The organism is Sporosarcina sp. P17b, assembly GCF_002743115.1.
GTDB classification, from domain to species: domain Bacteria; phylum Bacillota; class Bacilli; order Bacillales_A; family Planococcaceae; genus Sporosarcina; species Sporosarcina ureae_C.
The window spans coordinates 1-25,148 of record NZ_PDYP01000015.1 but is presented as its reverse complement, the minus strand read 5'-3'; the positions used below and the strand labels follow the sequence as shown (position 1 = coordinate 25,148).

21 protein-coding genes are annotated in these 25,148 nt (G+C 39.9%); 3 read left to right on the top strand and 18 right to left on the bottom strand.

The features are described from left to right. Positions 1–417 precede the first annotated feature (417 nt). Positions 418–2,412: a methionine--tRNA ligase gene (gene metG / locus CSV76_RS13935; protein ID WP_085429044.1), complete on the bottom strand. Its 1,995-nt coding sequence runs from the start codon at positions 2,410–2,412 to the stop codon at positions 418–420. A gap of 267 nt (positions 2,413–2,679) precedes the next feature. Between metG and CSV76_RS13930 the strand changes: the two genes are divergently transcribed. Next, on the top strand, positions 2,680–2,955 hold the full coding sequence (locus CSV76_RS13930) for a transition state genes transcriptional regulator AbrB (protein ID WP_099625959.1): 276 nt from the start codon (positions 2,680–2,682) through the stop codon (positions 2,953–2,955). A 44-nt stretch (positions 2,956–2,999) separates the two neighbouring features. Here the strand turns inward: CSV76_RS13930 and rsmI are convergent, their stop codons facing one another. The 17 genes from rsmI to CSV76_RS13845 all read right to left on the bottom strand — a co-directional run bounded on the left by rsmI (position 3,000) and on the right by CSV76_RS13845 (position 23,027). Continuing rightward, positions 3,000–3,875, bottom strand: coding sequence for a 16S rRNA (cytidine(1402)-2'-O)-methyltransferase (rsmI, locus tag CSV76_RS13925; RefSeq protein WP_369823341.1), 876 nt, complete (start codon positions 3,873–3,875; stop codon positions 3,000–3,002). After that, positions 3,875–4,138, bottom strand: a complete 264-nt coding sequence (locus tag CSV76_RS13920) for a GIY-YIG nuclease family protein (RefSeq protein WP_085427740.1) — start codon at positions 4,136–4,138, stop codon at positions 3,875–3,877. Before CSV76_RS13920 ends, rsmI begins: the two co-directional genes overlap by 1 nt. Then, the gene (locus tag CSV76_RS13915; RefSeq protein ID WP_099625957.1) at positions 4,125–4,868 is read right to left on the bottom strand and encodes a tRNA1(Val) (adenine(37)-N6)-methyltransferase; all 744 of its coding nucleotides are present in this window, start codon (positions 4,866–4,868) and stop codon (positions 4,125–4,127) included. The genes CSV76_RS13920 and CSV76_RS13915 overlap by 14 nt, the downstream gene beginning before the upstream one ends. Positions 4,869–4,923: 55 nt before the next feature. After that, positions 4,924–5,283, bottom strand: a complete 360-nt coding sequence (yabA, locus tag CSV76_RS13910; RefSeq protein WP_085132300.1) for a DNA replication initiation control protein YabA — start codon at positions 5,281–5,283, stop codon at positions 4,924–4,926. A gap of 16 nt (positions 5,284–5,299) precedes the next feature. After that, on the bottom strand, positions 5,300–6,127 hold the full coding sequence (locus CSV76_RS13905) for a PSP1 domain-containing protein (RefSeq protein ID WP_085427738.1): 828 nt from the start codon (positions 6,125–6,127) through the stop codon (positions 5,300–5,302). Continuing rightward, entirely contained in the window at positions 6,120–7,130 is a 1,011-nt protein-coding gene (holB, locus tag CSV76_RS13900; protein WP_085427737.1) for a DNA polymerase III subunit delta', read from the bottom strand. The genes CSV76_RS13905 and holB overlap by 8 nt, the downstream gene beginning before the upstream one ends. A 68-nt stretch (positions 7,131–7,198) precedes the next feature. After that, complete coding sequence (locus tag CSV76_RS13895; protein ID WP_085427736.1) at positions 7,199–7,639, bottom strand: YaaR family protein; 441 nt, start codon at positions 7,637–7,639, stop codon at positions 7,199–7,201. A gap of 17 nt (positions 7,640–7,656) precedes the next feature. Further along, positions 7,657–7,986, bottom strand: coding sequence for a cyclic-di-AMP receptor (locus CSV76_RS13890; RefSeq protein ID WP_029054849.1), 330 nt, complete (start codon positions 7,984–7,986; stop codon positions 7,657–7,659). A 53-nt stretch (positions 7,987–8,039) separates the two neighbouring features. After that, a complete protein-coding gene (tmk, locus tag CSV76_RS13885) occupies positions 8,040–8,681 on the bottom strand; it encodes a dTMP kinase (protein ID WP_085427735.1) in 642 nt (213 codons plus the stop codon). 15 nt (positions 8,682–8,696) lie between these two features. Next, positions 8,697–10,121 carry an aminotransferase class I/II-fold pyridoxal phosphate-dependent enzyme gene (locus CSV76_RS13880; protein ID WP_099625956.1) on the bottom strand — a complete coding sequence of 475 codons (1,425 nt, stop codon included), beginning with the start codon at positions 10,119–10,121 and terminating at the stop codon, positions 8,697–8,699. A gap of 87 nt (positions 10,122–10,208) precedes the next feature. Then, positions 10,209–12,716, bottom strand: coding sequence for a winged helix-turn-helix domain-containing protein (locus tag CSV76_RS13875; RefSeq protein ID WP_158232814.1), 2,508 nt, complete (start codon positions 12,714–12,716; stop codon positions 10,209–10,211). A gap of 29 nt (positions 12,717–12,745) precedes the next feature. Further along, positions 12,746–15,304 carry a winged helix-turn-helix domain-containing protein gene (locus CSV76_RS13870; protein WP_099625954.1) on the bottom strand — a complete coding sequence of 853 codons (2,559 nt, stop codon included), beginning with the start codon at positions 15,302–15,304 and terminating at the stop codon, positions 12,746–12,748. Between the two features lie 68 nt (positions 15,305–15,372). Beyond that, entirely contained in the window at positions 15,373–16,650 is a 1,278-nt protein-coding gene (locus CSV76_RS13865; protein WP_085427731.1) for a helix-turn-helix domain-containing protein, read from the bottom strand. Positions 16,651–16,683: 33 nt separating this feature from the next. Next, positions 16,684–18,411 (bottom strand): polysaccharide deacetylase family protein, encoded by a 1,728-nt coding sequence (locus CSV76_RS13860; RefSeq protein ID WP_099625953.1) that lies wholly within the window; start codon positions 18,409–18,411, stop codon positions 16,684–16,686. A gap of 32 nt (positions 18,412–18,443) precedes the next feature. Next, positions 18,444–20,240 carry a glycosyltransferase family 2 protein gene (locus CSV76_RS13855; protein ID WP_085427729.1) on the bottom strand — a complete coding sequence of 599 codons (1,797 nt, stop codon included), beginning with the start codon at positions 20,238–20,240 and terminating at the stop codon, positions 18,444–18,446. A 15-nt stretch (positions 20,241–20,255) separates the two neighbouring features. Continuing rightward, positions 20,256–21,575: a nucleotide sugar dehydrogenase gene (locus CSV76_RS13850; RefSeq protein WP_085427728.1), complete on the bottom strand. Its 1,320-nt coding sequence runs from the start codon at positions 21,573–21,575 to the stop codon at positions 20,256–20,258. Between the two features lie 18 nt (positions 21,576–21,593). Continuing rightward, positions 21,594–23,027, bottom strand: coding sequence for a polysaccharide deacetylase family protein (locus CSV76_RS13845; protein WP_099625974.1), 1,434 nt, complete (start codon positions 23,025–23,027; stop codon positions 21,594–21,596). An 851-nt stretch (positions 23,028–23,878) separates the two neighbouring features. Between CSV76_RS13845 and CSV76_RS13840 the strand changes: the two genes are divergently transcribed. Beyond that, positions 23,879–24,262, top strand: coding sequence for a helix-turn-helix domain-containing protein (locus tag CSV76_RS13840; RefSeq protein WP_085427726.1), 384 nt, complete (start codon positions 23,879–23,881; stop codon positions 24,260–24,262). A 229-nt stretch (positions 24,263–24,491) separates the two neighbouring features. Beyond that, positions 24,492–24,722: a hypothetical protein gene (locus CSV76_RS13835; RefSeq protein ID WP_085427725.1), complete on the top strand. Its 231-nt coding sequence runs from the start codon at positions 24,492–24,494 to the stop codon at positions 24,720–24,722. Positions 24,723–25,148: the final 426 nt, after the last annotated feature.

Here is a 25,148-nt window from a genome sequence, read left to right as displayed (position 1 = left end):
TCTTTCATCTCATTTGTATTACAGTTGTGTAACAAGTTGTTTGTTAATTCTGTCTAGTCAACCAGGAATGCTTTACTAGTAGACATGCTGAACCATTGGGGTGTATATGGCAAACTATTGGCTTTTATAGGTTTGTTGTAACATTTATGACATAAAACTTGGGTAGTGGGTGTGAGCCGTTGATCTGCATTCTAGTGCGACGCGTTCCACTCCGATCAACTCGTGCTGTATTCTCCCTTCAAGATTTTAAGAAACCGTAGTGCTGATAGCGTCCTTATTAGTTTTTCCTGACTAGTACTCAGCACTATTACCCTACGCATCTTACTCTCCACTCACTCAATTCATGTCAAAATGAAAAAAGCCGTCATCAGAAATCGTTAATTCCGACTTCTGATGACAGCTTTGTATTTTATTAACTTATTTTACTTGTGCGCCGTTCTCTAATGAAGGATCGACTGTTGCAAGTTTTAACACACCGTCTTTTTCGCCCGCCAAGATCATACCTTGTGATAATTCTCCACGCAGTTTAACCGGCTTCAAATTCGCAACAACTATTACTTTCATGCCTACTACGTCTTCAGCGCTGTAATGTTGCGCAATACCAGACACGACTTGACGTTGCTCGTAACCCAAGTCCACTTGCAACTTCAACAACTTGTCAGCTTTCGGCATTTTTTCGCATGCTGTGACAGTTGCTACACGCATATCTACATTCATGAATGCCTCAAACGTAATTTCATTTGTTTCTTCTTTCACTTCTTCTACCTTCTCTTCTACTTCAGCAGGTGCCGTAATCGCCATTTGCTGACGAATATATTCAACTTCTACTTCTGTTTCAAGACGCGGGAAGATGGGAACACCTTTTTTGATAACTTTTGTACCTGCAGGAATAGCATAGCCTTCATCTAATGAAGCCCAGTTCAATGAATCTTCAGTGAGACCCAGTTGTTCTATCATTTGTTTAGGTGCGTTTGTCATGAATGGCTGCAAGAGTATTGCTGTATGATGAAGAGATAACGCTAAATGATACATAACGGACGCTAGTTTCATGCGATCTTCTTCTGATTTTGCCAATACCCATGGAGATGTCTCATCAATATACTTATTTGTGCGGGAAATCAATGCCCACACGTCAGAAAGTACGACACTAAACTGCATTTTTTCCATAGAAGTCTCATATTTCTTCACTGTATGCTGAATCATATCACGTAACGGCGCATCAAACTCCGTCGGCACAAGATCCTTTGTTAAAATTTCTCCATCGAAGTATTTATTGATCATGGAGATCGTTCGGTTTAATAAGTTTCCTAAATCATTCGCTAAGTCATAGTTAATACGCTCGACAAATGCCTCCGGTGAGAATACACCATCTTGTCCGAACGGTAATTCACGAAGCAAGAAATAACGTGTAGCATCGAGGCCATAGCGTTCAACAAGCATTTCTGGATACACTACATTACCTTTAGATTTAGACATTTTGCCGTCTTTCATCATGATGAATCCATGTGCAAATACCTTTTTTGGCAAAGGAAGATCAAGTGCCATCAAGAATATCGGCCAATAGATTGTATGGAAACGAACAATATCTTTCCCTACTACATGAACATCCGCTGGCCAGTATTTATTGAATAAAGATTCGTCATCGGACATATAACCAAGAGCAGTAATATAATTTGTCAATGCATCGACCCATACGTAAATAACGTGCTTTGGATCTCCAGGCACTTTAATTCCCCAGTCAAATGACATACGAGAAACGGATAAATCCTCAAGTCCAGGTTTAATGAAGTTATTGATCATTTCATTTTTGCGTGATTCTGGTTCAATAAATGTAGGATTCTCTTCATAATACGCAAGTAAGCGGTCTGCGTATTTCTTCATGTTGAAGAAGTACGACTCTTCTTCTACGCGGTGAACGGGGCGGCCGCAGTCCGGACAATTCCCGTCAACAAGTTGCGACTCGGTAAAGTATGATTCACATGGCACGCATTTCCATCCTTCATACTTTCCTTTATAAATGTCTCCATTATCAAGGAATTTCTTGAATATCTTTTCAACGACTGTCTTGTGACGATCTTCTGTCGTACGGATTAAGTCATCGTACGTGATATCCATCAGTTTCCATAGGTCCTTCGCAACGTCTGCAATACCGTCAACATATTTAATGGGCGATAGACCTTCTTCTTCTGCCTTTTCTTGGATCTTCTGTCCATGCTCGTCCATTCCAGTTAGAAATCTGACGTCATATCCGCGCAAACGCTTATAACGCGCCATAGCGTCAGAAGCGATTGTCGTATATGCCGTTCCTATATGAAATTTCCCACTTGGATAATAAATGGGTGTTGTAATATAAAATGTTTTAGATTGATTCTCCACGTGTAATTCCTCCAAATATTTGATGTGTACTTTCATTTTATCGGATATTGCACAAAAGTGCCATGTTATCATCCGAACCCTATACTTCCTATAACTTCTTTCAGCTTGCTCACTGTCTGTAATCCTCATACATTCAACATCTCTCATTTTTTACCTGTCAAAAATTTAATAAAAAATAATAGTGTTTATTTAAGTTATGATGATTGACGGTTATTGGAAGAGTTGGTATGATGTTTAATAGACAAAAGAAATATGTCGAATTTTGACGAATGTTAAATCTATAGTGTAGGAGGAATTCTTCTCATGAAGTCTACTGGAATTGTAAGGAAAGTTGACGAGCTAGGCCGCGTTGTAATCCCGATTGAACTGCGTCGCACGCTTGGTATTGAGCAAAAAGACGCGTTAGAAATATACGTGGACGATGACAAAATTATCTTGAAAAAGTACTTGCCTAATATGACATGTTCTATTACTGGAGAAGTATCAGACGATAATCTTCGTTTGATCGACGGTAAGCTAATTTTGAGTCCTGAAGGCGCAAAACAATTGATGGATGAAATTCAAAACAAAATCAATTAATTTGCAAAAATCCTGAACGGTTATCCGCTCAGGATTTTTTTGTCTTATTCTACGTGATATGCTTGATAGACATCCCGTTTACTTACTTCACGTGCTTCCGCTACTTCCATGATAGCATCCTTCGAACGAATCGCTTTTTCTTCTATTACATGTTCTACGTGCTCCTTCATAGACAAGTCTGTCCACCAGGCAGTTGCAACAGTATGTTGTACATGTTGATTTCCTTCCACAACTAAGCAGAACTCACCTCTGACTTCATTCGTTTCAGCCCATTCTACTGCTTCTGCAAGCGTCCCTCTCAACAACTCTTCAAATCGTTTCGTCAATTCACGTGCCATAACAATCTTTCGTTCATTACCAAATTGTTCCGCTAAACCACGTAATGTTTGTTTTAGACGATGTGGAGCTTCGTAAAACAACAATGTCTCCTCATAGCCTTGCAATTTCTCAAGCTGTGTCTTCAATTCCTTCTTTTGCCGTGATAAAAACCCATAGAATAGAAATGGTTGCGGTGTAATGCCTGAGGCTACCAACGCTGTAACCGCTGCGTTCGGTCCTGGAACAGGAACAACAGCAACTCCGTGTTCAATCGCCAGTTCCACAAGATCTGCGCCTGGATCTGAAATACATGGCATTCCGGCATCACTGACAATAGCAATATCCTTCCCATCTTGAAGTAGTTCTATAATCTTATCCCCAGCCACCCGCGTATTATGTTCGTGATAGCTGATCATTTGTGTTTGAATCTCAAAATGATTACATAGTTTGATTGTATTACGTGTATCTTCTGCCGCGATATAATCTACTTCTTGTAAGATCCGGACGGCACGGAATGTCATGTCTTCCAGATTGCCGATTGGTGTGCCTACAATGAACAGCTTCCCTAGATCTGTAGTTTCGGCACTTTTTTGAGATGTAATCATGTGGATCGCTCCTTTTTTAGAAAGTGCTCTTTTTGTTTTCGAGTTAATTGCTTAAATTGATATTCCGCTTGCATTGCTTGTCGCTGTGTTTCAAACGATTCTTTATAAATATATTGTACCGGTAAGCGACCTCTTGTATACTTTGCACCTTTTCCTTCATTATGTACACGCAAGCGACGTTCTAAATCATTCGTGTACCCCGCATAATACGATCCATCATTACATGTTAGTACATAGAAAAAGTGTTCATTCTTCTCCATACAATAACTGCCTCACTTCTTCTGTATACTCTCCATTTTCGCGGTAGACGTATAAAGGTGGAAGGATTTTCAGATTAGGTTTCCCATCCTTAATGGCTTCGATTAAAAGTGTATTCGCTTCTTTTCCTTCTTTCGGGTAAACAAAACGAATGCGCTTTGGTTCTAAACGGTACTGTCTCATTGATGTAACGATATCGAGAAGCCTACCAGGACGATGAACAAATGCAGCTTTCCCGCCCTGCTTCAACAACTCACTTGCAGACTTGACGGCTTGATCGAGCGTTAGCTCCACTTCATGTCTAGCAATGGTATAGTGCTCACTTTTATTTCTAGCACTTGCTTCATTGGCCGGGAAATAAGGTGGATTGCATGTAACTGTATCGTACAACTCGTAGCCTATGTCTTTTGCAATACCGATGACATTTCCATTTTTAATCGTGATTTGCTCTTCTAAATGGTTAAGCACTACACTTCTTTGCGCCATATCTGCTAGACGCTCTTGCAATTCAATACCGATAATCTTGCCTTTAGTTCGGGCGCTCATGAATAGTGGGATTACACCATTACCCGTACACAAATCCACAATCTTTCCTCCACGAATCGGCATGTAGGCAAAACGCGCCAATAGCACCGCGTCTAAGGAAAAGGAAAAAACAGAAGGACTCTGAATGATGCGCAAGTCCTCTGCCAATAAATAATCTAGTCGTTCATCGCCTTGTAGGTTCACAATCTACACTCCTTCAATCAAAAGAAAAAGCCAATACCTAAAAATAGGAATTGACCTTTCAACCGTTCTGTTTATTTAAAAATGATAGGCAGAATAGACAATCTTCGCCTTTACGACTGCTGCCGTAATGTACATTGCACACATGAAAACCTTCATTGTACAAGCGTGCCAGATTGTCTACGCCTTCGCCCACATCTAGCTTCTTTGGACGTTCATCACGCGCGGCCTCTTCTATTTCTTGTGTAATCTTATCGATTTCATCGAGTCGCGTTCGCAGATGATGGTTTTCCAGACGAAGCGAGTGGTTTTCTTCAGTCATCTCTGCTACAAAACCAATGAGTTCTCTGAATTGTTTTTGCATAGAATCCAACTGTTGTTCAAAATCCATTACTCTGTCAAGAAAGTTCACTTCTTTCAACTGTTCCACCTCATCATTATTTCGTCAATTGAGCTATTTCCTTCTGTAAATCCTCAATCTCACTCCACGCATATTCCACTACTCGTTCAAATACTGGCATATTCACTTGAAGCACACGCTCCAATAGGTTTAGCCCAACCACTTTCCCTACTCCATCTGGCGTAACGACTTGTTTACCTAGATCTGGCATGAGTGCTTTCGCTTCTTCGTACGCATCATTTTCATACTTCAGACAGCACATTAAGCGACCGCAAAGACCTGAAATCTTCGATGGGTTCAATGATAGGTTTTGATCTTTTGCCATCTTGATGGATACTGGCTCGAAATCACCTAAAAACGTTGAACAACAAAGCATTCTACCGCATGGACCAATACCACCAAGCATCTTTGCTTCATCCCGTACACCAATCTGGCGCAATTCAATTCTCGTACGGAATATCGCAGCTAGATCTTTCACAAGATTACGGAAATCGACACGTCCTTCGGCAGTAAAGTAAAAGACGATTTTATTTCGATCAAATGTATATTCTACATCTACTAAACGCATATCCAATTGATGTTCTGTAATCTTTCCAACACAGACATCAAATGCTTGTTTTGCTTCTTGCTCATTCTCTTTGACACGTTCACGATCACCCTCATCTGCAAGGCGAATGATCTTCTTCAGTGGCAAGACAACATCTTCATCATCTATTTCATTACTTCGACTGGCTACTTTACCGTACTCTACGCCCCTCGCAGTTTCTACAATGACATAGTCGCCAATTTCAATTGGCATATCCAATGGGTCAAAATAATATAACTTACCCGCTTTTTTAAAGCGGACGCCTACGACTTTAAACAAACAATAACCCCTCCTGCATAGTAAGCACCAATTGTTCTAGTAAAAGCGTACGATTCATATTTTGATGCAATCGTTTTTTCGCCTGCAAGATGGCATCTATTTTAACAGTTAAACTGCTATAAGTATTTTTGACAGAATGTCCTGTGAAGAGTTCCAATTGATCGGGATAGGCTATAGTGGACTCCAATCCTGCTTTTACCGCCACAATATCACGGTATGCAAAGAGAAGCAAATCCAGCCCTTGTTCACAATCACTTTTTTCCTTCATGAAAGGCATCCAATCTGTCTGAATGAACAGTAACGACTCAACTTGCGATCGCTGTTCGATTGCCTCTACTAATTTTAACACTAATTTCCGTCTCTGTACAAAGGAATCTTCTTGAGCCATTTCATAAGCTACTTCGACATTGGCTGTCATCATCGTTACTGTCGCTGCCATTGAGGCAGTAACTCCTTTTTCAACAAGACTTTCTATGCTATCTTGACGATTCATTGGTTGTAGCGAAATACGTTGGCAACGTGATTGAATGGTTGGCAAAATGGCCGAATAGGAATCAGTTAATAAAATGGCCGTAACGCTACCTTCTGGTTCTTCGAGGAATTTCAGTAATGTATTAGCCGCCGAGGTATTCATTCGTTCTGCATTCGCAATCACATATACTTTTCGTCCTTCTTCATATCCTTTTTTCGTCATCTTCATAATTAATTCGGACATTTGATCCTTTTTAATGTCTTGTCCGTCCGGTCTAATCATTACTACGTTCGGATGATTACCCGACTCTATACGTTTACACGAGTGACATGTTTCACATGGAACATTTTCTATCGGCTCCATGCATAACAGTAGTTTCGTAAAATATTGCGCAATCGCTTCCTTGCCAGCACCGTTCGAACCGTCAAATATATAAGCATGTCCGATACGCTGTCTTTCGTGAATCCTCGTTAACTTATCAACGACTTGTTTCTGAGACTGCAATGCATGGTCGTGCGACTTCTCTGACATGCAAGCTCCTCCTTAGTTAGTAAACATGTTGCAAAAAACCCCGTGCTACATGTGAGTGCAGCACGGGATCACGTATATAAATTGATTAGAAGACCTTTGATTTCCCCTATTTTGGCGAGTAAATCAATGGATGATTCTTCTTCATCCAAAAGTGCCTCCGTCAACGCGATTAGTTTTTCATCTATTGTTTGAACAAGTTTCAATCGGCGACCTTCACCGAATTGGTTCCATGTATGGGATTGTGTTAACTCGATACCCGAATCTACCGCTTCTTTCAAAAAGCGTTTGATGAGCATCTTGTATTTTGCCATATCACGTAAGTTTCGCGACCTAGCGAGTCGATCTCCAGCATTTGAGATATCCCCAAACAACCTTGTGATCTGTTCTCCTTGCAGACGCGCCCCTTGCTTTTCTACCATTTGTCCAAATTTGTTATTACCTTGTGCATGCCGAAGAGGATCTGGCGGTAATTTATCCATACCTGTACGGAATTCACCATTGACTTTCATCAGCATTCACCTCTATATCAAAAATGATGGAACTGTTCAATTGGCAAGACAAATACAGTAGCTCCGCCCACTTCTACCTCAATGGGATACGGAATATATGAATCTGCATTACCACCCATCGGTGAAACGGGTGCCACCATCTGATCGCGAGAGCGACAATTATCGCGAATTAAATCCAATGCTTTAGAGACTAAATCATCTTCCACACCCATCAGGAACGTCGTATTCCCTGCGCGAAGAAATCCACCTGTACTGGCTAATTTTGTATTCCGAAAATCACTTTTAGTCAATGCAGAAGATAATCGGTTACTATCCTGGTCCTGTACCACTGCTACAATCAGTTTCAATGTACTCTCCCCTTTTCCGATTTCTTGTGAAAATTTGTTTCCTTTTTATTATATCATGAATCCTTGTGTATGTTGACTTCAGAACTTACAATTCGCCAAACATTTTCAACTACTTGTTCTGGTGTTTGTTGTGCATCCACCACCTGAATCCGTTCACTATCCAGTCGCATCACTTCTTGATAGCCTTTGTATACCTGCTTATGAAAATCCAGTTTTTCCAAATCTAGACGATTTCGTTCACGGTCTTTATCCTTCCATATTCGAGCTAGTCCTACTTCAGGTGGCACGTCGAAGAAGATTGTACAATCTGGCATATATTGCTCAATCGCAAATAAGTTAATCGCCAGTACATTTTCAATACCAAGTTCACGTGCGAAACCTTGATAAGCCAATGAACTGTCAATGAAACGATCGCAAAGAACAATTTTACCCTGCTCAAGTGCTGGTATGATTTTCTCCACCAAATGTTGTCTACGCGCGGCTGCGTACAACAAAGCTTCCGTTTTGCTGTCCATTGTATCGTGATTCGAATCTAGGATCACTTCACGGATCTTTTCTGCAATAGGAATTCCACCTGGTTCTCGAGTCATCACGACGTCTTGTCCTTGTGCTCTCAGACGGTCTGTAATCTCTTCTAACACAGTCGTCTTTCCAGCTCCTTCTGGTCCTTCAAAACTAATGAATAATCCCGCCATCTTTTTATCCCCCATCTATTCGACTACTACTATTATTTGTTTCCTCTCAATATTGAATGCTCCCTGAAATCTACAGCCAGCCGTCAAGAGTTTATGCATTTGTTCAGCGTGCTCGCGACTAATGCGCTCCCCTGCACATACTAGAGGAATGCCTGGTGGATAGGGAATAACGGCATCTGCCGCCACTTTTCCTGTTGCCTTCTCAATATCTACCCACTCTGTATCCATCGTATGAATTTGGTTTGCCGTATAGACTACCGATGTCGGAGTACTAATTGGCAAGAAGTTATGGATTTCTACTGACGTATCTTCTCGATCTGTTACACTATCCACTGCTCGCCTAAATTTGTCGATTATATGAGCACATGATTCTACATGTTTCGCTTTTACTAAAGGCAGTATTAGTAGCACTTGATATAAGTCCGCCAACTCCGTATACACACCCTGTTGTTCCAATGCTTCCTGCAAGATAAACCCGGTATGACCTATTACACGTATAAGCAACTTTAGTTCATCGTCAGTCTCCACTACTTCGACGTGATTTATAGTAGATAAACCTCGAATTAAACTACTTCTGTATAGTTGAAAACTTTCAAAGTCATCCTCATCATACATCTCTGCATAATATCTTGCATCATCTAAAGATGCCATTAATAAATAGGACGGGCTACTCGACTGCAACATTTGTAGGTAATGAGCCACTCGTTCCAACTCTATAAATTGCGAACGAACATGTAAAAAAGATGCCATCGTCATAGCAGGTAGTGTTTTATGAGCAGACTGAACGACAACATCCGCTCCGAGTTCTAGTGCGCTCTTTGGAAATTCTTTACTCGCTATAAAATGCGCACCGTGCGCTTCATCCACTAAAACCGGTATGTTATGGCTGTGACAAATTTCTATAATCGCTTTCAGATCTTTATTTACCATTCCGTAATACGTAGGCGTAGTTAAAATAGCTGCTTTACTATTCGGATACTGCGCGAGTGCCTCTTTTATACTTCTCAACGATACCGTTCCAGCCGTTTGTGTTTGCTCATGCCAATCTGGGGAAAGAAATACCGCATTGGCACCTGTTAGTTCCAGTGCATTAAATATCGATTTATGTGCATTGCGTTGCACAATAACTGAGTCACCCCGTTGAACCGTCGCATACAGCATAGCCAGATTCCCTACTGTCGAACCGTTCACCAAAAAGAAACTACGGTCACTTCCATAAAGATTGGACAGCTTATCTTCAGCTTGTTTAATCGCTTCTGTCGGCTCATGCAAATCATCGAGTCCTGTCAGCTCTGTTACGTCATATGCAAGTGCTTGACGCAGAGCCTCTGGCAAATCAGATAACATCCCATTTTTATGGCCAGGTACATGGAGTGAAATGGGGTTTTTGTCGTTAAAATCCTGCAACGCCTGTACAAGTGGGCGATCTCGATACTTCATGTGTTTTTACACTCCTTTACTTTCATTCAGTATAGCAAAAAGCGACACTTCTGATGTAAGAAGTATCGCCATTTGTATCGTCCTATATTATTTATACGCCTTTAACATGGCTTGCTTCCTAGAATTGACACATAGCTTTTCATATATAGAAGTTAAATAGATCCGCACGCTCCCTTCCGTCAAAGCTAGGTTTTTTGCTATTTTATAATTGGTTTCACCTAGCACAAGAAGTGAGAACACTTCCTGTTCACGTGGTGTTAGCAACTCTAGGACAGGGTTCCTTTCTTTTGTGGCCTGTATCAAGCGTTCTACGTAGAAGTGTGGAACCTGCGTCCATTCCCTATCAATTTGTTGCTTACGTAATTTCACATATTCTTTTAGCATATCCTCCATATTGTCTTCTTCCACGAATAACTGCGTATAGCCATATTCTTTACTATAAGCCATTGCATCTTGTAAGGACTGAGCCATTTCGGGCCAGTATGCCATACGCGCGTAACAAGAACTTTCTAAGATCGTAGCCTCAATATATGTTACTACTTGCCTTTCTTCTAAAGCTTCGAACTTCACACACAATGTTTTCTCCAATGCTTCTTCCCATTGCCCTTTTCTCAAAAGCAGTCTTGCTTCTACAAGCGCAACAAAAGGATGTTGCTGTATACCTTCTGCATAGTCACGTTGTATCATCGAGAGCGCCATTTCTGCATCTTCTAGATGGTCTTGTTTCAAGTGCAGGAACGCTTCGAATGCGTATAAAAACCCTTTCCAATAGCCGTCTTCGGTATATAGTAAAGCGCTTCGGATCGTCTCATGTGCTTTTTCCATCTCACCATTCGCTATATGCAATTTACAACTCAATACATACATAGGTATCAACAGACCTGGATCTTGGAAATGATGTGCTAGAAGTAGCGCTTCTACTTGTTGCTGTCTAGCTTCTTTTATTGAACCTGTCACGTACAATGTTTCAGCTTGAATCCCATGATAATAACCTATTATGGACAGTTTATTTGTCTGGCAAGATTGTATCTCTAGTAGAGTTTGCTGTATGCCTAATTTTTTGGCCGAACCTAGTGGCGTTCGTAATAATACAGGCTCTACTTTATTAAATTGAAGTGGTAGCACGTATAGTTTGGAGCTTTTTTCTACATGTAAATCAAAGCCCTTTTGCAGCCACTGTCCTACTTCTGTCACGCCACCCATTCGAATGATTGTGATGTAGGACTTGATTAAGAAATAGTCGTATGCAGCAGATCGACTTCTTTCGGTAAAAGCATTCCATTCTTTCCGATTCCCTTGCGCCGTCATTTGGTTCATGACGTGATCTGCTTCATCCACTTGATGCTCAGCTAGAAGGGCAAAAGCAAAGAGCAGTTGAAGATCAAAAGCCAATGGAATATGAACTTTTTCAAATTCTTTACACCAGGAGATAAAAGATGCAGTTTTTTTATCTTTTATAAAATCCTCACCGTAATGCATCATCCAAGTGCTTGCAAGTGGGTACGCTTGCCCCTTTAAGGCATGGGTAATGGCTTCCACAACATTACCTTGCCGAAAGTATATCCCTGCAGCTTTCCTATGCAAGGCAGATACAAATTCCTTGGAATGGTTTTTCTGCAAGTTTTGCCGTAGCGCTACAGCAAAAAGTGGATGATAGCGATATTGTGTATCTATTTCTGAATCACTTTCTATGAAAAACCCTTTTTCTTCTAGATTCTTTAAATGAATAAGACTCTCTTTACTTTCGAGTAAGGCATCACATATCTGTTGATTCATTGTGTCCAAGATGGATGTCACTAAGAGGAAATGCTGTGCGGAGCCTGAAAAATTGCTCCATAAATCATTTGTTAGGACATTCATTGTGAATTGTCGATGCCTGTCAGACCTCAATTGATGAGATATTCCTTGTGACTGTAAAACCTCTTGAAGTCCCGCAGGCCACCCTTCCGTTTGAAGAAACTCTTGCCATACTGATCCTTGCTGTTGAGGGTGTTGTTTCAAGTAGCTTTTCATATCATCATCCGTAATGCGCAATTGCTGCATTCTAACTTCAGTGACAGTTAATAAGGATTGCCATAGTGCGAGTGTAAAGGGGGGAAGATGGCGACTGGCGAAGCAAATTTTTAATGATTCCGGTAAATTTACTACAAAGTATTGAATCATTTCCAATAGTTCTGGATCATTAATATGATGAAAGTCATCGATGATCAATCGTACCGACTTTTCTTTACCTCTGTCTAGTTCTTTATAGTAGCTCCACATAGCATCCAGTTCATTCCGGTCTGCTTTGGCTAACTTCTTTTGTAATTTCTTTTTGGGTAGCAAATTACACGCTGAATAAACGGTATAGATAATATATCCAAAGAAATGAAGTGCTTGATTGTCGCTTTCATCGACTGATAGCCATGCAATATGTTCATCAAGTTCTTCTGACCAACGAGTTAAAAACGTCGTCTTACCATAACCCGTTGGAGCGCTGATAAATAGTACGTTTGACTGTACCGCCTCATGTCGGACGGTGAACATACTCTCCCTGCTAATCCACTTTTCAAAATGAACAGGCTTTTGTATTTTCGATTCTACTAATACAACCATTATAGCCATCCCCTTTGTCGATAGTAGTTCTACTGCCAATCCTTCACTTGCAATATAGCTTGAGTTCGTGAGCTGACATTGAGCTTTTTATACACCTTCGATAAATACACTCTAACGGTTCCCTCTGAAAGGAATAGTTGTTCAGCTATTTCCTTATTTGTTGAACCTGTCGCAAGTGCTTTGATCAGCTCTTCCTCTCGCGGAGTTAGCTTCGGTTTACTATGATGAGTGGTTGTGGGACGAGTGATATGGTCTGTGCGTAACGACTGTGCAAAAACAAGCGGGACCGTCTCCCATTCTGCCCGTTCAAAATTCATTCGACTTTTGATATAACTGATCAGCACTGAATTTAATGCTTTTTCATCCATGAATAGTCTTTTATAACCTGACTTCACTGCCAATTCGAGTGCTTCATGAAGTGTCTCCACCGCCAGTTTTCTCTTATTGGTTTGCCACATGCAGATTGATCGCAATACCTTTGCTTCTATTAAAGTTGTCAATTGAAAATTTTCTTTAGCTTCTTGCGCCACTTGATCAATATAATAAAGAGCTCTTCGGATATTGCCTTTTTCCATATGCCATCTTGCTCGTACGAGAATCCAGAATTCCAAGCGGGGCTCTGCCTGCTTGTAGGTTAGACTTGATGATCTGTTCAATTCAAATTCCGCCCGATCTAAAGACCCTTCCCGAATATAACCAAGTGCTTTCATTGTAATTAAAATACATTGCCAGTTGGGATTAACCGCTGACTCTATCGCGTGGTTGAGTATGGCTTGTGCTTTGATAAACTGTTTATCGTCTAGATAAATCTTCGCTTGTAAAATGTACATGGGGACAGACAAGCCTGCGTCGGCATGACGGTAAGTATATTCCATTGCCTTTTCTATATATTGCTCTGATTCGGGCAGTAGATTCATTTCATAAAGAACTTCGGCTTGCAGACCATAACTATACCCGGCTAAATTGTGGGCGAGGAATTTATCACTTCGCAACGTGTCATTATATATAGATAATTGTTTGATGGAGCACAGTTTACCTCTGTTGCCTAAACTAGTGCGTAACAACTGTGGTTCAAAGTGGTTATAAATGATGGACACATGTTTCCATCGAGAATCTGTTGAAAATGGGTGATTGTGAATCTTTTGCTGTAAATACAGGACTCTCTTATCTGTCGGTCCACACTGCGTACACAACATAAAGACTTTTACGACCTCTAAAATTAGTGATGCATCATCCAATGCGGTCTCATTTTTCCAACCATCTTTTTCATGTCTACGATCAAGCTCTCTAACAATCGATCCTGCCTTTTCCATCTCAAACTGCATGGCTAGATTGAATGCGTATATGGTAAGCGTTTCGACATGAATTTCAAAGGAGTTTTTACGAAGCGTCTTAACCCACCACATAAACATTTCTATTTGTTTAGATAAAACGATGTTTACTAGATTCTCTTCGATCCAATGATCCGCTACGGTGAAGAGTTTTCCTTTTATCGCTAGCTCTATTGCTAGAGCATAATTACCTTGTTCATATTCGACGTACGCTGCTTTGGTATAAATTTCAGTGATAGAGTCTTTGGAAAAACGTTGATGCATCTCGTTTTGTAAAGCAGTTGAAAATAGACTATGATATCTGTATGTCAAATGACTGTTATCTAACCGATGAATAAACAGCCCTCTTTTTTCTATATCTTTCAATATATCTTCACTATCACTACGACCCAATACCTGATTACATTTTTCAGGTGTTAATTCATTCAACATGGATGTACGTATAAGAAAGTCTTGCATCGAAGGCTTGAGGCTCGATAAAACTTCATAGAGTAAGTGATTTGCTACCACGGGTGATAATATGGAAGAGTCCTTTGACTCCCATTGACGATCATCCTCTATTCCCGCCAAGTGGATTAATTGGATCCCTAAAGCCCAACCTTCTGTAATACGTAATACTTGCTGATAAAAAAATATAGAATGACTCATTTCAGATGAATGCTTGCTATATAGCTCTCGAATTTCATGCAGTTGAAATTGTAGTTGTTGAATACCAATTTCATATACCCAACCTTTTGTCCGCCACTTTGAAACAGTTAGTGGTACTTCATTTTGACTCGCTATGAACAGCTTTACGTGATGTGGTAAGTAATCGATGAATCTGTTCATCATTTTATGGATGACTGGATTCGTGATCATATGATAATCATCTAGAATAAGTGCGGTTTTACCATGCATGTTAGTTAGTTCATTCAACAACATATCGACGATCATGAAATGAGGTGGGCTAGTTTTAACGAATGACAATAGTTTTTCTGTATCGAACGCTTTCCCAATTCCACCTAGTGCGGTAATCACGTACGTCCAAAACCGAACCGGATCATTATCCATTCCATCCAATGTGAGCCAAGCCGTTGAGTCTTTTGTCTCGAAGAGGGATTTACTTAGCAACATCGTCTTTCCGTATCCCTTTGGTGCACGAATAATAGTAAGTCGCACTACCCTCATATGAATAGGAACCTCTATGTCTTTTCTGAAGATTATTTCTTCATTTGCTAGTGGCGTTTTAATTTTTTCATCTGCTCCATGTACTTTCATGAATCTTCTCTCCCCTCGGTCGCTTTACGACTCACACTAGGATATGGACGGTACATACTGTTCACTTGTCATGAAGATATATCTGTATTGAAAAATATTTCCCCAATTGGCTTATTAAGTACATCCGAAATCTTTTTCATTGTTTTGGCACTTGGATAGTACGCACCGTTCTCTATTTTGGATAAGGCTGTACGTCCGATCCCCACTCGCTCGGCCAACTCTGCCTGCGTCAGATTCATTTGTTTCCTGAGTTCTTTTATATGATTGGCAAACATCTCGTTTTCTCCTCTCGCCTTCGCTTTATAATTGACGGCTTTATTCAGGAATTCCAATGTGGATGTTTCCATTCCCCCCATTCGCCATAAAGAAACCCTCGTCTGTCCCTCTTCAGCTGAAATCTTCATCCATTGATACAAGGTTTGCTGATCTCCATACCAAACAGTAAACGTATCACCATGTGCATCTTGGTAATCAAAGTACATGCTGCCACTCGATGGATCTCGCATAGGTACAACATCCGCTGTTTCAGCAAGACCCTCTGCATCCATCTCTGTGAGGGTTTTCGTTTCCCCATTTCCGTGCTGCCAACTAAAACCGCCAGCTGATAAGGCGATAACCGGTTGCCCAGGAAGAGTATTCATTTTATTCACTACTTTACGGATGAACTCGTCATCCGCTTTTGGGCCCGGCTCGGAATGCCCCCCATGTAAGTTATAAGCCATCATGACGTAAACCGGTCCTGTTGGAAAGTTGTATTGTTCCACGTGTAAGTTAGGCTCCAATATAATACGCAATGGTTTTCCTTGTGCTTCAAGAACGACATGCAGTTCTTGATAAAACTGGATCAAATTCGGCAAGTCCTCTTCGTTTATATTTTCGTAGTCTATTTCAAGACCTTCAAATTGATAGGTATCGATGTACTCCAAAATATTATCAATATGTTGTTTACGACTTTCAGGCGTTTCTATCAATCGTCCAATTAACTCTGAATCTTTGTGGACAACTGTTCCATCGGGTAGAAACAGATCATTCACAATCGTTAAATCCAGCGGGATATTACGTTCTTTTGATAGCTTCTTCATACCAGCAATGGCATCGTCCATTTTATCGCGGAAGTAAATGTGATCTTCCCCATCGAAATATGCTGCAAAAACCTGCGCTCTATCAAGACCTTCAACTTGTCGTAGATCCTCCACTCCGCTTTGCCATTGCCATTCTGTAACCCAAGCTGAAAACTTCAATTCATCTAGAACTGATAAATCCATAGTTTGCTGTTTCTTTTCCTGACATCCACTGAAAAAGAGGCAGGAAATCACAATGAATATGATGTTTTTAGTAGTTAGCATTGAAATCTCCGCCTTTTCAGCTCATGCCAGTCATTAGAAATTATCAACAACCCAGTTCATTGCAGACTTGATAGAACCGACAAACGTATACATGACTTGCTGTGGTTTTTGTATTTCATTTGTGAATAATGTAGTTTGCGCAACGTCTTTATTTGCTAATGAAGTGATTGTGATATCACTGAAGTGTGCATCATGGATTGGATCATTAAAGTCACCTGTTATCCATGTAGAACCAAGTGCTAGTTTGCCAGCTTGAATATCTGGATTGATAGCTAGCTTATTGATAACTTTTTTGTCATTTATCCAAATGGATAACTTATTATCTTGAAGCTTCATTTCTATATACTTTTCGTTGGGTAGTTTTTCTTGTTGCACTTCATTTTCATTTCTTGAAGTGGACTCATCACTATCAGTCGCTTGAGCGTGATTGATTATCTCTATTGACTGAGTATCAAGCAATTCATTCAAATGACCTTCTACTTTTTCTTCAATAATTATTTGATCATTTTCAAATGCTATTTTCACATATCCATCACCATTATCACTACGCCGTAAGAAAATGGATTGTTGACCTTCAACATCCCCGCCCACTTTGCCAGTAAATTGAATGTCTTTGTCATTACTCTCTGTCAATATCAATTTCCCTTGCTTTCTTGCTTTTGATGTAAGTGTAATGGTGTTCTCGTTGAACTCAGCCGCGCCTTCTATTTCCTTCCATTGCTTCGCTTGTTTTTCATTCCCTTTTACAAATTCTACTTTTTGGTTGGTATCTTTTTGAATTTTCATTAGCAAATGATTGGTTGACCAGGAAGGCACGGGCTGGACACGTGTAAGATTATATAATTCATTATCCTTTGTGTTGTACGCGTCTCCTTCTTGATTGAAGTGCATATCGAAAGTCTTTCTAATTTCCTTGTCGTTTACTTCGGTAACCAAATTGTTTGCCGTATTGTAGAGCCCATTGGCGTGCATGATCATGTAGACACCCGGTGTCGAACCCAACTGTTTTTGATATGTTTGACGCATCTCTTCGTAATCCTTTGTAATTCGTCGCTCCATCTCTACACGATTTTCACTAGGGATCAAGTACTGATCGCGGATAAAGTCCATCGAAAAGTGATTGTACGAATCGATTTCATCCTTACTCAGTACTTCTTCATCATTGCGTATGTTCAGGAATGTGCCTGCTTTATTGAAGATATTGATATATGTTAAGCGATTGCCATTACTGCCTAATTCCCAAAAACCGCTTTTTTGCATCTGCTTCAAATGTGAAGGCTGCAAAAACCGTTTATCCTTCTCATTCAATTTATTGGCAAAGGATAGTAACGTTGCTTTGTAGTTATATTTCTTCAACAATGGATTGACGAATACACTCGTATCCGTACGGCCATCTTCAAAAGCAAGAAACAATGCCTTTTCGGGTAATGGTTTCTTTTTCTTATAGAAGTCTAAGACATCTTGTTGAGAGATGGTCACGAATCCTTGGTCTGTTAACGCTTGCAGCTGCTGTTGCAATTGCTTCTTAGCAAACAGTGAATCTGAACCATCCCTCGATACACCAGGATAGGATAGTGCAATAAAGCCTTTCTTGTTTTTCCATTCCTTACTATCTGTTGCATCATAACGATTCATTTCGACAAACGTTTGGAATACAAGGAAGACTACGATCAGTAAGATAGCTAATTGAAAAATCGAACGTCTTACTTTCCTACGATTCTTCATTTCATAATCTAATACTTCATTATTTTTTTGTTTCATACGCCATTCTCCTTGTCTACAAATTCATATAGTTATGATTTGATAGTTAGAGGATCTTTTTTCAACTTCTTCCCCAATTTCTTCTCTCGTGCTTCGATGTCTTGTGGTGTATCACGTGTTCCCCAAGTAGATTTCCAGAAGGTTACCCAGGCAACCGGCATCTGCCACAAAAGAACTGCTTCATACATCAACACGAAGACAAATCCGAAGATCCACAAGCTGCTTCTTTTAAAGAACAAGTAAGCCGCGCTCATCATGAAGGCCATTAGGAATAGTCCCATTAAAAATGTCGCTGGGAATATACCGTGATACAGCGGTACATATACTAAGTTGTACAGTACAACTACTGGCGCGGCTATCGGTACAATCAGTCCTACATAAAAGAACAAAGCCATGAATACTTCCTTTTTCCAAATAAAAGTTCCTGCACGTAGTGATTCACGTAACCACGAACGTTTCCAACGCATTTGTTGTTTTAAAAACACACCAAATTTATCAGGTACAACTGTCGAACAAATTGCTTTATCTTGATATGCTGTGCGATGTGTTTGTAAAATAAAGTTGGTCATACTGCGATCATCACCAAATGTTGCTGGCTGGCCTAAGAAGGTTTGATTGAGCCAATCTTCCTGGTGTTCGAGAATCAAGGATTTTCTGTAACAAGAAAGCGGACCCGATAAACAAGTAACGCAATCAAAGTATGATTCAGCTGCCTTCATGACGCGGAAGGCAATGTAATAACGTACAACTTGTAATTTAGTAATACTGTTTGCATATTTATTTTCAACATCCGTTCGACCAGCAACGCCACCCATTTTAGGATCTTGAAACGGCTGGACTAAATTCAAAATGGCGTTTGGTTCTAGAAAACTATCAGAATCAACGAATACTACGAGGTCGTGCTTAGCCATTGCTACACCATCAACCAAAGCTTCGCGTTTCCCACCGTTTTTCGGCATAACGTATACTTGTAATCGCTCTTTTATTTTGTAAACTTCATCTTCTTGTCCCAACTTTTCTACCGCTTTCCAAACATTTTCTACCGTGAGATCTGTAGACTGATCATCTACAACGATTACTTCCAGCTTGTCGATAGGATAGTTCTGATTTAGACAGCTGTAAATCGTTTTATGAATCCATTCCTCTTCATTGAAGACAGGAATGATAATGGAAACACCCGGACGATAATTTGGGTTAATTGGGACATTTTTATATAAGGCTCCAAATATATAACGAGTCAGCAAGAAGGTAGCTGCAATGAGACTATAGAAGTAAATGAATTTATTGAATTTAAAGTAGACTAAACTTTCAACACGCATTAATACAATGAAGAATGATACGAGCAGTAGACTGGCAAGAGTGATAGTCGTAATAAATCTCCATTTCGTTCTTTGGAAGTACGTATCCAAAGATTCAACAAATCTGAATACCATTTTCCAGCTTACTTCACCATTTGGCATCTTCACTTCTTGCCAGCTAACTGTTCCTTGGATTCTCACTGTCGACTCGTACCCTTCGCCCAATGTTCCTTCGGGAATTTTAAAGCGTAAGTTTACAACATCACCGGCTTTCAGTGCATTCATAGATGAATCGAAGTCCACAATCAGCTCAGTTTTAGATATTTCGATAGCTTTTGTTTTCATTTTAGTGCCGAACATTTTTTCTTTCATTATGACGTTGAAGTCGCATGAGCAGGAATCTTTCAACAGGCGATTTGTTTCGACCATGTTGCCTTCTTCATCTCTTCGAACTATTGGAACGTTCGGAAGAAGTGTCGATTCACTAGTGTGTCTGACTACTGTTTTGGTCGTTAGTTTTTCTTTCACCATAATTCCACTCCTTTCTTATAGACTCCAATATCGAATATTTTGCTCTTCAAACTCCTTTTTATTGTAGATACCTTTTATATCTACTAATAGCTGCGTAGTCTCTGACTTGAACATTTGCTGGAAATCTTCCAGCCTAAGTCCCCTGTATGTTTCATGAGGTACTGCCACAATCACCGCATGCAAGTCTTTGAATTCATCAACTGACGTTAGTGTAATACCACATTCTTCTTTCACTGCTTGGGGATCTGCTAATGGGTCTGCTACAATAGGTTCGATTCCATACTCTTTTAATTCATTGATAATATCGAGTACTTTCGTGTTACGGAAGTCGGGACAATCTTCTTTAAAGGTTAGGCCCAGTACGCCTACTTTAATATCGTTCATATTCACTTTCTGCTGCGCCAGATTTTTAAGGATTTGCTGGGAAATGTATATTGCCATGGAATCATTGATATGACGCCCCGCAAGTAATATCCTAGATCGGTAACCGCAATCTTCTGCTTTATATGTTAAATAGTAGGGGTCAATTCCGATACAATGTCCTCCTACTAAGCCCGGTGAGAACGGTAAGAAGTTCCACTTGGTTTTCGCCGCCCGTAAGACTGCCTGTGTGTCAATCTTCATTTGATTGAACAGCATGGAAAGTTCATTCATGAACGCAATGTTGATATCCCGTTGTGCATTTTCAATAACTTTTGCCGCTTCTGCTACTTTGATACATTCCGCACGGTATACACCGACATCAATAATCATTTCATAGACGCTTGCCACAGTATCCAGTGTTTTTTTATCACTACCCGAGACGATTTTCACAATATTTTCAAGACGATGTACTTGATCACCCGGATTAATTCGCTCTGGCGAGTAGCCAACCGTAAAATCTGTTCCAAACTTCAGGTTGGATGCTGCTTCAAGTTCGAGTATGCATACTTCCTCTGTAACCCCTGGATAAACTGTTGATTCATAGACTACGATCGATCCTTTCTTCATATTTCGGCCCACAGCTTGGCTGGCCAATTGAAGAAATTTTAAATCTGGGAGATTTCCTGACTGAATAGGAGTGGGAACGGCGACAACGAAAAACTTTGCATCTTGTAAGTCTTTTTCATCTGAAGTGAATAGCATACTTGTATCGCGTACTCGTTCGTCTCCTACATCGCCCGTCACGTCAATTCCAGCGAATAATTGATCGATCTTTTTTTCACTAACATCGAAACCTATGACGTCAGCCACTTCCGAAAATGCGATAGCCACCGGTAGTCCTACGTAACCCAAACCAACTACCGCAATCTTTTCCTGTTTATCTGCGATTCGCTCGTATAATGTATTCGCCATTGATACCATCTCCATCTATTAGTTATTCTTCATTCGCATTAATTCGGACATATGTTTAAATGTGTAGCCTTCCTCGCGTAATGTATGAATCACCTTAGGTAGGGCTTCGATCGTATGTGTGCCATCTAAGATGTGAAGTACGATGACGCTTCCATCTCCGCGTTTATTGATGACGCGTTTTACAATTTCATCTGCATCATTTTCCAGGTCCCAGTCAAACGGTGTGACATCATATAATGCAATACTTTTATAACCTGTAGCCATAGCAATCTTTGCAGTTTCTTCATCTATTTCTCCTGTAGCAGGACGAAATAACATTGTGGGCCTTGCTTGAATAGCTTCGGTAATCGCTCTATGGGCTTTCACCAAATCCTCTTGTAACCTTTCAGGGGTCATCCCTGTTACAACTTCATGACCGTATGAGTGACTTGCTACTTCATGGCCCTGTTCATAAATTGCTCGTGCTAGGTTTGGATTCTTCTCTACACCTTTACCAATCAGGAAGAACGTGGACGGAACCTTCTCCTCTTTTAAAATGTCTAGAATCTTGGACACTGTATAGTCGCTTGCCCAGTCATCGAATGTCAGTGCAATAACTTTTTCTTCCGTTTGAGCGTCGTAGAAGATGTTGGGTTTGATGTCTTTATAGTTTGGATTGATTTTGATTCGATCATAGCCTGTAATTTGCTCCAGTGATTTGCGCTCAGTTCCCCTATCGACCAGTTCTTTTAGCGGGACCAATTTATAGCCTGTTTTTTCTACAGCTTTTGCGATATATGGAATGGATCCTACTACCTCGGGATTGATGTCCGTATGCATAGAAATGATGGACCCGCGTGTTATATATCTTTCAATATAGTCTCCAATTGATTTAGCCCCTTGCATATCCCCTTCACGTGGATTGATTGTGTAATTAATGACTGCATCCATTCCCAGTTGTGCAGTGACTGCTTGCAGTTCTTCATTGTAATCACCAGATCTAGTCCTTACATAACGAGGTGTAACGCCGGTTTCATTTCGAATTACTTCATTACTCAGTTTCACTTCTTTATATAGCTGTTCATAACTCATATTCCGAATTTCCATTTGATTCAATGTGTTGTTTTCTATTTCATGACCACGTTCCAAAATCAACTTAGCAATTTCAGGCTCTTCTGCTACCCGAATACCAGGTAAAAAGAATGTAGCAGGAATATTGTTTTCCTCTAATGCATCCAAAAGTTCCAACATCGTCTTTTTATCAGCCATTCCGTTAAATGTTAGGGATAACTCCTTTCTAGTAGTCCATACAAAAGAAAGAGCCTCACTTTTCTCACCGACATAGTGGTCTACCTTTTCACTGGCTAATGCGACTGCATTAGAGTCATTATTTGCTCTATTTCCAAATAGAGGTGAACACCCTCCTACTACCAATATAGAACTTAGAAATAAAAGAAGAGTGGTAGACTTCATTTTGCTCTTGTTGCGAGATTCCTTAGATTCATAACGCATTCTCAACACCTGCACTTTCTGTGTCACCACATTTTTAGTCAAATTTGTTAGTATAAAGTACAAAGATTACACTAAGTATTCCGAACGACCCGTGTTAATAAGAAGTTCAGACCTGTTCGCTGACTACATAAAAGTTCTACTGCTTTTCGTTACGTATGTTTTTACTATCGCCTATCACTACAATCATCCTTATAATTACTGTCCAGCAAACTAATACAAAAGCTAAAATGCTACACAAGATAAACGTAAGCAGATGCAAAGGTAAACTGTGGAATATATAATGTGGGTAGCCGTATACATCGGAACCCCTTCTACTCCCCTTTCTATATCAAGAATTATTTTGTGTTGTTTTTCTAAACAAAGAGAGCAAAAAAACGTTTTGTTTAGCCTTACAACACATATTATACCCATTTGTTCTTTTTGTCAACACATTTGTCAGATAATTCTATCGCGTAATAAAATGAATTTTTAATACATGAGTTTCTTTGTAGGCTCGTTAAAAATACATATAGAAAGTAAACTATTTAAAAACTAAGGGATATGGAGTATAGAAGTTCACCACTCAATAAAGTAAAATAACTATATAGGCAAAAATTCAAATACAGTGCTGTATCCGCTTTAACTATATTTATCTAAGCTATCATCAGACGAGATCTATCGAAGGTTTATTTGAATAGTGTAATTTTTTTAATAAAATAGTCTTTTTACCTATTAGACTTTTGACTTTGTTCTGTTTATCTTTATATAAATAGGCTATAATAGTAATGCATACTTTTTACTAAAAACTGTAGATAGATAAGGTGGGGATATTATTGAACGAGTTTGGAAATCGTCTACGGAAATTACGTGAACAACGTGAAATGACTTTACGTTATTTGGCAGATCGCGCTGACTTGAGCTACTCCTTCATTGCTTCACTGGAGAAAGGTAGATACAATCCTTCTCGTGAAACGATTTGTGCATTGGCAGCTGCGTTAGAGACGGATAAAAACGAGTTACTAATATTGGCAGGTTACTTACCTAACGAAACAGTAGATCAAGCCATCTCTTCTTCAAAAAACAAGAGACAACCTAAAGATCTTGCTCTTGAGAATATTTTACGCGGACAAGTATCTTTTAACGGAATAGACTTATCTGACGCAGATAAAAATGCACTGTTGGCCTTCATGCAAACTATGTTTAGTTTGAGAAAATAATCTAATTACCCTTTTTCAATAAATTAACAATACTCAATAGTAATTTCTATCATTCTACTTTATAATAACGGTAGAATGATTTTTATATTCACAAATATTCTATTTGAAGCATATAATATAATTCAGGCTCATTTTGAAGCCGGCTGCAAAGTACCTGCTAGCCTGAAAGTTATTCGCTTCGGCCCCTCCGTCGATCCGTTCTTTAGCTAATTACAAGGAGATGAGCAATATGCCGGCTTATATGGTTAATGAGTATTATATTTTTACTTCATTTGAAGATATGTCTTCTCTTATTCATGATATTATCCACTATTCTCTTCTACCTACACAGCATGATCATCATTCATTTTCTATTCTTACTGGCCAACTAGACATCGCTGCCTTGCAGTTCCAATCAGATAATGGACAGTCCATTGCTGTGCGCTACGAGAGTGAAGATGATATTTACTACTCTGTGTGAGTAGTAAAACCAAAGCAAACAAAAATTAATAGGTATTTATTATTTAATCCATGGGCTTTTCTAACATGGGTTTTTTTATTCTACTTTTTAAAAAGGTTTATGCGATGGGGGACTAATGAGCAGTTGTGGAGGGCTATAGAGCGGTGAGCGTGGTTGATAGAGCGGTCACGGCGACGCATAGAGCACTCAACGACGCCAATAGAGCGGTTAACGCAGCGGATAGAGCGCTTGTGGTGAAAGATTGATCGACACATAATTATTGGTGGAAATTAGCTACATATTGAAGGCTATGAGCGGTTGTGGGGGATGATAGAGCGGTGAGCACGGTGGATAGAGCGGTCACGGCGAGGAATAGAGCACTCAGCGATGCCAATAGAGCACTCAGCGATGCCAATAGAGCGGTCAACGCAGTAGATAGAGCGCTTA